The sequence below is a fragment of the Paenibacillus sp. MT124 genome (assembly GCF_058792755.1).
Genome location: NZ_CM179500.1, coordinates 1,864,070 through 1,876,807, shown reverse-complemented (window position 1 = coordinate 1,876,807; position 12,738 = coordinate 1,864,070). Strand labels below are relative to the sequence as shown.

Genomic DNA, 12,738 nt, shown 5'->3' with positions numbered 1-12,738 from the left:
CAAAAAATTGGCTTCTGTTCTATTTGCGCAATTCTGCTCCGAATTGCTCCTCCAGACGGGCAACCACACGAGCATGAACCTCGGTGATTTCCTCGTCCGTCAGTGTACGCTCGTGGTTGCGATACACAAGCGCCATCGCCACACTCTTCTTGTCTTCACCCAGTTTGCTGCCTGTGAACACATCGAATACCTGTACGGTTTGCAGCAGCTCTCCTGCAGCCTCACGAATCGAGCTGAGCATGGCTCCTGCTTCAATGTCTTTACTTACGACTACGGCAATATCGCGCTCAACAGCCGGGAAACGCGGAAGCTCACGGTAACGGATATCCACCTCAGCTTCACTATAGATTGCCTCAAGAGCAATCTCTGCGATATACACATCGTTCAGATCATATTGTTGTTGAAGTTCAGGATGCAATTGACCCATGGTACCGATCAATGTACCTTCACCGCCGTCCTTCCCTTCCAAATACACGGAGGCAGAACGTCCTGGATGGAACCCTTCCGGACTGTTTGCAACAAGACGAATGCGTTGTTCCAAACCAACATAGGAGAACAGGTTCTCAAGCGCACCTTTCAGATCGAAGAAGTCCACTTTTTCTACCCCTACATTCCACTGCTGAGCGGCACGGTTACCTGTAAGCAGTAAGCTCAGGACCGGAATTTCATACGGCTGCTTCGTCAGCTTTTCTTCTTCGGTGAAGAACACGCTGCCCACTTCGAATACAGCAAGTGAATCCTGCTTCCGGTTCATGTTGTACACTGCTGCATCCAGCATTTGCGGCAGAACGCTTGTGCGAAGCACGCTGCGATCCTCACTCATAGGCATAGCCAGCTTCACCGCCTTGCTTCCTGCAGTCAATGCCGGGAACAAGGATGCTTTATCCGGATGTACAAAGGAGTAGCTAATCATTTCCTGCCACCCGCTGCCTGCGAGCAGTCCACGGATGGTACGGCGCATTGCCTGTGAGCGTGTGTAGGCTCCTGGTGTTGTCGGTCCTTCAATTAATGTGGTTGGAATGTTGTCGTATCCATACAAACGGGCAATTTCTTCAAAGAGATCTACGTCGCGTGTAATATCTCCTCTGCGCGTTGGCACTTCCACATCAAGCAATCCTTGTTCAGCATCGCCGCATGCAAAGTGCAGACGAGCAAAAATGGTTTTCACCTCAAGCAGTGAAAGGTCGGTTCCCAGATAACGGTTCAGTCTGTCGAGTGACAGCTGGATAACCACCTTCTCTGCCACCTCAGCTCCAGCTTCCACAATTCCCTGGTGTACTTGGCCTTCAGCATAGCGCTGAATCAATTCAGCCGCACGGTCCAGTGCCGTGATAACAGCTCCCGGGTCAACTTCCTTCTCAAAACGCATGCTAGCTTCGGAACGCAGCCCCAATTGGCGCGACGTTTTCCGAACCGTTCCGCCGTCGAACTTGGCGGACTCGAGCAGCAGATTGACTGTGCCTTCCGATACCTCAGAATTCTCGCCACCCATAACACCCGCAATGGCTACCGGTTTCACGCCATCGGTAATCAGCAGCATATGCGGTTCCAGCTTACGCTCCTGACCATCCAGGGTCACGATCGTTTCGCCTTCCTTAGCCATGCGTACTTCAATATGACCTTTTTCCAGTTTATCTGCATCAAAGGCGTGCAGCGGTTGACCGTACTCCAGCATGACATAGTTCGTGATATCCACGATGTTGTTAATTGGACGAACACCAGCAGCCATCAGACGGTTTTGCATCCAGAGCGGAGAAGGCCCTAGTTTGATGCCTGTTACATAACGTGCAGCATAGTGACTGCATTGTTCCTGCGCCGTGATTTCCACCGAGATATGATCGGCAGCAGCATCACCGACTTCAACCAGCTGTTCCTTCGGATTAGGCAGCTTCACTTCACGACCCAGAATGGCGCCAACTTCATAAGCTGCACCGCGCATGCTCAGGCAGTCGGAACGGTTTGGTGTCAGATCCAGTTCAAGCACATGATCGTCCAGACCAAGCACCTGGCTAATTGGTGTGCCGACTTCCGTTTGCTCCGGCAGGACAAGAATGCCTTCCTGCTGATCTTTAGGAAGCAGCTTGTCGTTCATGCCAAGCTCTTTTGCAGAGCAGATCATGCCAAGTGAAACGACGCCGCGCAGCTTGGCTTTTTTGATATCCAAACCGCCAGGGAGCTTCGCTCCAACCAGGGCTACGGCTACCTTTTGACCCGCATCCACATTTTTCGCACCACATACGATCTGAAGATCCTCTTCCTGACCGGCGTCAATGATGCATACGTTCAGTTTGTCCGCATCCGGGTGCTTCTCCTTGCTCTTCACATACCCTACAACCACTTTGTTTACGCCCTGGTTGCGGTTTTCCACTACATCGATTTCGATCCCTGCACGTGTAATCTTCTCTGCCAGTTCCTGTGGCGTCACACCTTCAAGGGCAATATAATCAGACAGCCAATCTGTCGATACTCTCATGGACGTTCACTTCCTTAATCTATAAATTGGTTTAGCTAAATTTCCTTCAGCGCTTGCTTATTGTAAAGTTTACAGCCGTCCGAATTGCTTCAGAAATGCCATATCACTGTTATAGAAATGACGAATGTCATCGATACCGTACTTCAGCATCGCAATACGTTCTACCCCCATACCAAACGCGAAACCGCTGTACTTCTCCGGATCATATCCACCCATTTCCAGCACCTTCGGATGAACCATTCCGCCGCCCAGAATTTCAAGCCATCCGGTTTGTTTACATACTCGGCAGCCGCTGCCGCCGCATTGTACACAAGTAACATCGACTTCAGCACTTGGCTCGGTGAACGGGAAGAAGCTTGGACGCAGACGAATTTCAGTGTGAGCACCGAACATCTCACGCACAAATTGCAGCAGTGTACCCTTCAAGTCGCTCATGCGAATGTTTTCGCTGATGACCAAACCTTCAACCTGGTTGAACTGGAAGGAATGCGTAGCATCGTCATCATCACGGCGGTATACTTTACCCGGGCAGATGACCTTGACAGGTACTTCCCCTTTCATGCTTTGCATGGTACGTACTTGCACCGGAGACGTATGGGTTCGCATCAACAGGTCTTCGGTTACATAGAAGGAATCCTGCATATCGCGCGCCGGGTGGTTCTTCGGCAGGTTCAGTGCTTCAAAGTTGTAGTAATCCATCTCCACCTCAGGACCTTCCGCTACGCGATATCCCATGCCGATGAAAATATCTTCGATTTCCTGTACCACTTTGGTCAGTGGATGCAGACCGCCTTGACGTCCACGACGTCCTGGCAGGGTGACATCAATGGTCTCGGACTGAAGACGCTTCGCCGTCTCTTCCTTCTGGAACTGCTCCTGCTTGCTGTCGATGACTTCCTCAATGGCACCGCGAACGTCGTTGGCCACTTGCCCGATTACGGGACGTTCCTCTGCACTAAGTGCCCCCATGCCACGCAGGATTTCAGTCAATGCACCCTTTTTCCCCAAATACTTCACACGCAGATCACCAAGCGTCTGCGGATCGTTCACGCCGGACAATTGTTCCAGCGCTTCAATCTTCAATGCTTCTAAACGTTCTTTCATGTGTAATTGCCCCCTTTATGTGGTGTTATTGCAACAAAAAAAGGCCTTTTCTCCCCAAAAGGGACGAAAAGACCGTGGTACCACCCTTGTTAGACATCCGGTGCTGACTGGCCCTTCTGGCCTGCAACACGTCTGCCTCACTCTGTACGGAATAACGACCGTTAACCGTTTGCCCCTACTGCTGAGCCTCAGCAATTGCTGCCAAGTCAAGTTCAGGGAACCGCTTCGGAGTGAATTTCGGCAGCCTTGTTCTACAGAAACGCTCTCAATCTACGGCGCTTCCTCCCTGTCCAGAGGCACTGCTTACTTGTCTCCATCATCACGTTTATTAATGAATCAAACCTATATCGACGTATTTATCGATGATCGTTCATAATTATATGCAAATTCAATCGAAATAGCAAGCCAGTCAATCATCTATTTTTTGCTCGCATCCTTCCGCCTAAGCTGAATTAACCGCTCTTGAATGTCACGGATCTCAGCGGCTTCCGCAGCTCGTTCTTCAGCAGCTTCCGGATGGGCAAGGATATCTAGGCCCGCATTGCTCATGGGAGATAGCAGTTCGGACAGTCGCATTTCCAGGCGTAATCGTTCATCATCCGATTCCCGCTGGCCAAGTGAAGAATCTCGGAGTTTTCTCGACTCTTCCCAATCCAGAACTCCTCCTTCAAATACCGTAACCTTCCCTCCTTGCCCCAGATCAAGCAAGCGATTTGCCAGCATTTTGGTCAGCATTCGGTCATGAGATACAAGTACCAGAGCACCCGAAGCCTGTTTTAACACATTCTCCATCACTTCCTGGGTATCAATATCCAGATAGTTTGTCGGCTCATCCAGAACCAGCAAGTTCGCACCGCCAAAGTATAACCTCAAAAACGCAACCCTGCATTTCTCTCCCATACTCAGGTTCCCGATGCGCTTGAATACATCCTCTCTAGTAAAAAGAAAACATCCCAGAATGGTTCGGGCAGCACTCTGAGTCATGGATGGGAGACTGAGCAAGCTGTCCAGCAGAGTCTGATTCTCGGGGAGTCCCTCAAGCTCTTGAGAGAAGTAACCAATCTTCAGCTGTGGATGCCTTCTCACCCCCCCCTGCTCTGGTTCAAGTTCACCAATCATCAGCTTCAGCAGGGTCGTTTTCCCCGTACCATTCGGTCCACGTACGGCAAGCCGGTCCCCTCGTCCGACGGCAATTCCCAGATTGTGAAATAACAGTTGTCCCTCCGGATATGCGAAGCTGACGTCTCTCATTTCAAGCAGCTGGCGTGCCGCTAACGTGTCAACTTGCAATTCCATGTTTAGCTTGACTGCATCGCGAGGTTTCTCTACCCGCTCATTTTCCAGCCGTTCCAACTGTTTCTGTTTTGCATGATAACGCGAAATGTTTTTGTTGGCTTTGGCTTTGTAAAAGCTCTGAGTGATCTTAACCTCCACGTCCGTTGCTGAATTGTGGGCCTTATGGAACCACTCCTGATAATTGCGAATGGTTTCTTCAAGCGCTTTGCGCTCCAGTTCCTGTTTGCGGTATAGGGTTTCCTGTTCTCGCCGTTCTCTCTCCTTATGAACTTTATAGTCAGAATATCCACCTTTATATTTGGTCAGCGCTTGCGGATTAAACTCAATGACACCTGTTGCTACCTGATCAATAAAGGTCCGGTCATGTGAAACAAAGAGCAGCGTGCCGGTGTAATTGGATAGCCACTCTTCAAGCCATCGCATGCTGTCTTCATCCAGATGATTCGTCGGTTCATCCAAAATAAGAAATTGGGGTTTGCTGACCAGCAGTCCTGCCAGCCTTGCCTTGGTTTTTTGTCCACCACTCAAGGAATGATAGGATCTGTTCCAGTGCTCCGAGCTTAAACCCAGACGGGTCAACACCTTTTCCACCTCGGTCTCCCACATATAGCCGTTCAGCTGCTCATATTGCTCCATGACTACGGTATAGGCTTCAAGCAGCTTCTGCTCATCTTCACTCCCGCTCATACCCATACGCCGTTCCAGTTCTTCTAACTCACATTTCACTTCATAGATCCGGCCACTTTCCTTCCGTACTGCATCCAGTACCTTCATATCGGGGTCAATTAGAGAGCGTTGACGCATGAATCCCCACTCCTTCTGCGGGACGTGGCGCTCAATATGTCCGCCTCCCTCCTCTTCCCCTAAAATGATGCGTAACAATGTGGTTTTCCCGCATCCATTGCGACCGAGAATCGCAAGCCGCTCACCTTCGTTAATTTCCAGATTTAATCCTGCAAACAATTCCATCCCGTTCCATTCTTTTGATACTTCATGTAGGCGTACCAATGTCATCATAAGACTTCATCCTTCCTGCGCTAAAAAATCAAATTCATCCCGAGCTTCTTCGAGATGATATCGTTAATCTCGATCACGCAGAGCTGCCTCGGCCCGCAGGAAACCTTAGACATCATTTCCTGAACAAAAAAACCGCTGGCATCCGCCGGCGGTCTGGCAATTCAGGTTTGGATAAAGCGTCAAAAAACAAGCACAAGATACACCCAGGTATGACAAATAAACACCCAAGAAGGGTACACAAGCCACAATACTCGGCTAGCACACACCTGATCCCATAGCTGAATTTGGACACACGAATCCCCTCATTGCTCAGCCGCTTCGGCTGACTGCGTCATACATCTTCTGCAGTTACTGGGGTTCAATTCATGTGTCTTACTTCATGGGACGTGTGGTTACCTCTCATTCATGTGTAGTATCAATTTCTCCGTTATTGTACCAGAAGTTGGGGGAATTGCAAAGCTTTGAATGAATGTAAGAAAGAAAATACTGCGCTTTCATCACTTTGAGTAAAAAAAAAGAAAACCCTCTTGTGATTAACAAGAGGATTCTCTAAGTTAAGCGGGTGATGGGAATCGAACCCACGCTACCAGCTTGGAAGGCTGGAGTTCTACCATTGAACTACACCCGCGCGATAGACGATCGGGACGACACGATTTGAACATGCGACCCCCTGGTCCCAAACCAGGTGCTCTACCAAGCTGAGCTACGTCCCGTTAAGTTCCTAAGAATCTTAACACGGTTTTTACAAAGACTAATATAACATGTTCATCCGGTCCTTGCAACTTTTAATTCCCATTTTTTCCTTTTGGGTGACAAACAAAAAAGACAGAAGCGATTCCCGCTCCTGTCTGATGGCTACCCTGTAGGTTTATCCACATCTCGTAAAAACCGCTTTTCAAAATCAGCCGCCACAATGGGTTTACTGAAAAAGTATCCCTGTGCTTCATGGCAATGCTGATCCCGAAGGAACACCAGCTGCGACTCGTTCTCCACTCCTTCGGCTGTCACCTTCAATTGCAGATGATGTGCCATGGACGTAATGGTGGAGACGATTGCTGCATTATTGCGATCCTCCATGACTTCGTTCACGAATGAACGGTCAATTTTGAGCCGATCAATCGGCAGATCCTTCAGGTAATGAAGCGAACTGTATCCTGTTCCAAAATCATCAATACTGATTTGCACACCAATCTCTTTAATTTTGCGAAGTTGTTCAAACGCACGATCTTTGTCAAATGTCATACTTTCGGTAATCTCCAGTTCCAGCCAGTCCGGCTCCAATCCTGTTTCCTTCAGTATGCCGTTGATGTTGTCCAGCAGATGGGAATGTCTGAATTGTCTCATCGAGAGATTAACAGACACACACAGTTTGCGGTATCCAGCTTCCTGCCATAGCTTGTTCTGCGCACACGCCTCCCGAAGCACCCACTCGCCCAGCGGTACAATTAGTCCGCTCTCTTCAGCCAGTGGGATAAACTCTGCAGGAGAAATTGCGCCGCGCTGTGGATGCTGCCAGCGTACCAGAGCCTCCATACCAACGATTAAACCACTTGCGATATTGATCTGTGGTTGGTATACAAGATAAAACTGACCGCGATCCAACGCTTTCCGCAGATCATTCTCCAGCTGCAGTCGTTCCTGTGCCTTCATCTGCATTGCATGAGCATACCGGTTCAATTCGATCCCCTGTTCCTTGGCGTTATGAAGCGCAGTATCCGCATTTTGAATGATTTCCTCTGGTGATCCCCCGTCATGGGGGTATATGGCCATGCCAATTCCAAGCGTTATATGATAGTCGTTGCCATCAACCATGACTGGCTTTTCAAACAGCTGCAAAATCGATCTTGTTCGGCGCAGAGCATTTTCTGTATTCCAGAAGTCCGTCATCGTGACCACGAACTCGTCCCGCCCAAGACCATACACTTCTTCGCCCGGCAGAGACGATTGCTTCAGACGCTGCCCCACTTGGCGAAGAACACGGTTAGCAGCCTGCTGACCGAGGGAGTCGTTAATTGTTTTGAACCGGTTGATATTCAAAACGAGTACACCGACGAGCTCGTCCTGTTTCACTGCTTCATCCATCAATCTTTTGAGTCTCTGGGAAAGGCGGCGGCGATTTGGCAGACCCGTTACATCGTCATGATGAGCAATATAGTTCATTTTGGCTTCAGCAGCCTGCTGCTTCAGAAACGGGGTATCCACTACCGTTGTATATAGTCCTTTTTGTACAAAGAAATATCCCAGACAATTCATCCACAATGCAAATAACAGATTCAAGTCGCTGATCTGCGTTGCAGAAATCAAGTAGCACTCTCCGTAGAAGAAGCACAGGGCTCCACACAGAATAGAAGGCAAATCTCCCTCTTTACCCTTCTTCCACTTCAAAAACAACACAAATGCGGTGATCCCGTAAAGAAGACCGACCAAGAAGTGAATTTTCATAAACGTTTCGCTTAGCACTTCTTGCTGAGTTAATTTGGGCAGCCAGCTCCATTCCTGAACACCCGCTGTGTACAACAGGACAAACGTACCCAGCGTTCCGCTAAATAGTAAAAATTTACGCGGTAACGCAATCTCTTTTTCTCTCACTGCATAAATAAGCAATAAACCCACTGCACAGATCACAGAGCCCAGCGTCATCATTTTGAGGGAAAATTCGGATTCCAACATCGCGCCACTCGGCATCTCTTCCGCATATGAAACGATATGAATTAATTCAAACAGGCCGATCAACAAAAAAAGCGTGGTAATCATGATTCTGCGCAGGGTTAACTTTTGGGTCTGGAACAACCAGCTTTGGTTGTAAATACCGATACAGGCTGCAGCTGCAACGAATCCGCCAAGTAGCGTCAGCACAGGGTATCCGGATATGATTAGATCAGAGCTTGCAGAGGAACGATACCATTGACTTACGAGGAAACATAATAAGCCGCCTAGTGCGACCCATATCACTTTTCTCTGATCTTGCGAATTTGCCTTCATGCCTTGTTTTTCCTTCCCGGGATCACCTATCCTGAATAACCTTTAGCCCTCGTCTATGACGTTCAGGTTTGAAAACTTTCATTATTACATCATTCGACAATAAATATTTACCAACGTTCAATTCACATGCCAATACATGCTATCTGGTACATAATAACATTTAATTCTGCGGACGTGAACTAAAAAATAGTTGAAAATAGGAATATGTATTCATATCCACGTAGAAAAACAAGGCACTAAGAACTAAAAAAACATGAATCTCCAATTGGAGTCCATGTCTCTTTAGTTTGCAACAGCATTTCAGACTATTTTCCATACAAAATGCATTGCAGAGAATCTGATACATGACCGTTGCTTTATGATGTTTACCGAAAAAATTATTTGTCAAAATTCACTTCTGGCGTTGTCAATTTATCATAGAAATCCACGACGTTATCCTTCTCGGATGACGAACGCAGGGCCATTGCCGAACGCGGATGCTCGTCAAGTGCTCCTGTGATCATGTATGGCAGGATGTAGCCCCATTCTTCTTTTTCACGAAGAGGAACCATCAATTGTTCCAATACGCCAAGTACCGGACGCAAGTTATATTTCGTTCCCTTCAGATGCGCCACAAGAAGTTCAGTTGGGCAGTTACCTGCTGCACGGCCCATACCATATACGGAAGCATCTAGTAGTTCGACACCAAGCTCTGCAGCGACAAGCGTATTGGAGAATGCAAGCTGCATGTTATTGTGAGTGTGAACACCGAGACGTTTGTTTGGCAGATGGGTTTTGAATTTTTCAACGAGGTACTTCACGTCGTTATGGTCAAGGCTGCCATAAGAGTCAACGATGTACACAACGTCTACAGAGCTCTCTTTGATCAATTCGAAGGCTTCGAGCAATTCGTTCTCCATGACATTGGACAAAGCCATAATGTTCAGGGTAGTTTCATATCCACGATCATGGAACGTTTGAACAAGGGCCAAAGCCTTGTCCACATCTTTGCTGTAGCAAGCTACACGGATCAGATCCAGCATGCTCTCGCTGCGCGGCAAAATGTCATTCTCGTCCACACGTCCGACGTCAACCAGAGCAGACAATTTGGTATTTCCTTTTTGCGGGATCACTTTACGCAGGAAGTCATCATTCAGGAAACGCCATGGTCCTGCTTCTTCGGCACCTTTCAGCAGTTTCGGCGAGTTTTTATAACCGATTTCCATATAATCAACGCCTGCCTCATTCAATCCAGCATATAACTGTTGAACGAAGTCCACGCTAAAGTCCCAATTATTTACCAATCCGCCATCACGAATGGTGCAATCTACAATTTTGCAATGATTTGTCTTCATTTGTCTGCTCCTTTTCTGACCAACTTGTGTATTCCTCTCATGATACTTGAACGTGACAAGAAAAGTAAAGGGATAAACACGTTATTGGGTCTAATGGTTCTATCAAGACTTCCAGTTCTGATCAATCTCGGACATCTCGGAAGGATTCGGAGCTTTTTTTCCGTAACGAACCGCGTTATAGGTACTTGTTAAAATGTCTGAAAATCTCTGCGTATCTTGCTTGCCTGAAGATCGCTTGTGATGCTGGATCTTCTCTGCTGCTTCCAGCGGAGTCTGTGCAGCTTCAATTTCGACCCCTTGCTGCCTGGCTTGATCTATCCATTTTCTGTAGTAGTAACGAACGCGCTCCGCCTCCTGAGATGGGGGTGTTTCTTTTTTCCGGAACCAGGGTTTGCGTGGTCTCACGGGTGTTTCCAGGGTTTCACTAATATCGATGTATTCGGTCCGCGGCTCGGCCCTACGCTCCCTGGGTTCCATCATCCCCCTCAATCGTTCCATAAGACGGTTTATAGTCTTACGTCCCAATCTGAAAATAAGCCATAGAATCAGTGCAGCAGAAGCACCTAGAACGAACCATCCCAGCATGTCCCAGAAAACAGATGGTTCTGACTGCTCTGTCACTCTGCCTGGAAGCTTTGATGGGTCAATATCAGAGTCTGGTGTCATCGGCAGCTGCGGATCGGAAGACGGACCTATTAATCCCCTGATCCATGCGAGCAGACGATCCCGCAGTGGAGCGAGCCAGGCGGCTAGACTGGGAAATGCTCCGATACCTGCAATGATTAACAACATCCATATCAACCGCTGATGATTCGCTCTGTTGAATTCCCGAAGCACAATCTTTCTCTGGCCATCATTTAATACGGCTCTATCCAGCTGTGAACTGTAGACATTAAGGAGACAAGCAACAAAACTGACGAAGCCTGTTGCATATAATGTTCCTCCATAGGTCTGCAATGGGAATAAGGGCTCGAACCAACGCGAGAAAATACCTCCTATAATAGACCCGACAACGCCGAAGATCTGCCATCTCCACATCAAGGTGGAGCGAAGCGACGGTTCTGGTGCCAATCCTACAAAGGCTGATAAAGCCCCCCACAGAAGAGCTGTGATTAATTCCGGTCCCGTATGTCCAGTTATCCAAACCACAATAAGGGATACAGCCACCCCTAGGAGCAGAGCTCCAACTAACCGAAGCCACATACGGGTTCCTAATCCTTGAAACCTATGGCCAAGCAGCACGCCGATTCCGCTCGCCAAAGCATAGATGATCAGCAGAATATAAGGAAAATGACCGTTTGCATAGAATGAAGTAAGGGTCAACAAGGGAAACACATAAACGCCAATTAGCAGCGTCGCGAGCAGAGACATCCCTAGTCTTGATTGGCTTTCCCAAGTCGGATCACTCATGCACTCACCGCCTTGCTGCTCTTCGTACCGTTGTGATCTGGCTCCACAGGCAGAATGGTTACTCGGTGTCCTTGTTCATGCAGGCGAGCAATCTCATGCTCCATGGCAGTAGAAACGTAAGATGTAATTAAAAGATAGCTTCGTGCCTGATGAGCTTCCTCATTGCGCTTCACTTCATCATTCAGGAACTGTTCCATGGGAACCATGCATTTCAACTCGGTTTCAGCCATTGCCTCCAAAAGCAGCTCCAGATGCGGGCTGCCATAATCAGGTTCAATTCGAAGCGGATCACGCCCGCCATTTACCCGATAGCCGTTGTGAGCGAATCCTGCAGGGAGTCCTCTGCCAATCGCATCGGCTGCAGCAGTTGCCGCATAGCTCAGTGCACGCTCAATCGGCTCAGGTCGGGTTACTACACTCCACATATCCTCCGACTCCTGAATATTTACAATAATCCAGGACTGTGGATCAGCTGTCCAGCCTTGCTTGTATACCTGCAGCTCACCTGTACGTGCGCTTGCTTTCCAATGAATTCGGTTCATGGGATCGCCTGCTCCGTAAGGACGTACGCCAAGAATAAGAAATGGATCCTCCACGATCCAGCGAGATACCTCTACCTCCCCCTGCCACACCTGGTAAATGGCAGGCAGATCTTCAGCAGCGACCAGCGATGGATATACGATCATCGACAGATGAACAGGGATCGGTTGGGTATTGCGCCAGACGCCAAACAGATCTCCACCTGTCATGGTCACCGTATTCAACGTGTAGATACCGCGTTTACTGCACATAACCGGATGCTTGCGTGTAATTCTCGTAAATGGTTTCAAAGTAAATATACTTTTGTGATTCTGGTAGATATCACCTTGACTGATATCCATGCCTGAACCACTGCGAAATACAAAGGATCCGGGCATCATCGCCTCAAGTCTCAGCCAGGGTACTGTGACCCGCTTCTCATTCGCTATCGTCTCCACCATCTCAAGCTCATCGCCTGCGTAACAGCGCAGTTTGCTGAATTCACGTGTATACTTCAGCCTTCGTAATGCCGGGCGTCCAAACCATACACCTTGTAGGCCAATGATAATACCCCCTACAATGACAAGCCATAATAGTGCCATA

General features: G+C 48.4%; 7 protein-coding genes and 2 tRNA genes. All 9 read right to left on the bottom strand.

What is annotated here, in order from left to right; genetic code table 11:
* Positions 1-19: 19 nt before the first annotated feature.
* Positions 20-2,473, bottom strand: a complete 2,454-nt coding sequence (gene pheT, locus AC3RCI_RS08825) for a phenylalanine--tRNA ligase subunit beta (RefSeq protein ID WP_492528671.1) — start codon at positions 2,471-2,473, stop codon at positions 20-22.
* Between the two features lie 69 nt (positions 2,474-2,542).
* On the bottom strand, positions 2,543-3,577 hold the full coding sequence (pheS, locus tag AC3RCI_RS08820) for a phenylalanine--tRNA ligase subunit alpha (RefSeq protein WP_095288315.1): 1,035 nt from the start codon (positions 3,575-3,577) through the stop codon (positions 2,543-2,545).
* A 417-nt stretch (positions 3,578-3,994) separates the two neighbouring features.
* The gene (gene abc-f / locus AC3RCI_RS08815; protein WP_492528669.1) at positions 3,995-5,890 is read right to left on the bottom strand and encodes a ribosomal protection-like ABC-F family protein; all 1,896 of its coding nucleotides are present in this window, start codon (positions 5,888-5,890) and stop codon (positions 3,995-3,997) included.
* 557 nt (positions 5,891-6,447) lie between these two features.
* A tRNA-Gly gene (locus AC3RCI_RS08810) sits at positions 6,448-6,518 on the bottom strand.
* Positions 6,519-6,529: 11 nt separating this feature from the next.
* Positions 6,530-6,603, bottom strand: a tRNA-Pro gene (locus AC3RCI_RS08805).
* 142 nt (positions 6,604-6,745) lie between these two features.
* Entirely contained in the window at positions 6,746-8,872 is a 2,127-nt protein-coding gene (locus tag AC3RCI_RS08800; RefSeq protein WP_492472700.1) for a bifunctional diguanylate cyclase/phosphodiesterase, read from the bottom strand.
* A 377-nt stretch (positions 8,873-9,249) separates the two neighbouring features.
* Positions 9,250-10,206 (bottom strand): aldolase catalytic domain-containing protein, encoded by a 957-nt coding sequence (locus AC3RCI_RS08795; protein ID WP_127539354.1) that lies wholly within the window; start codon positions 10,204-10,206, stop codon positions 9,250-9,252.
* Between the two features lie 102 nt (positions 10,207-10,308).
* Positions 10,309-11,616, bottom strand: a complete 1,308-nt coding sequence (locus tag AC3RCI_RS08790; RefSeq protein WP_492528667.1) for a DUF4129 domain-containing protein — start codon at positions 11,614-11,616, stop codon at positions 10,309-10,311.
* Positions 11,613-12,737, bottom strand: coding sequence for a DUF58 domain-containing protein (locus AC3RCI_RS08785; RefSeq protein ID WP_492528665.1), 1,125 nt, complete (start codon positions 12,735-12,737; stop codon positions 11,613-11,615). Before AC3RCI_RS08785 ends, AC3RCI_RS08790 begins: the two co-directional genes overlap by 4 nt.
* Position 12,738 lies beyond the last annotated feature (1 nt).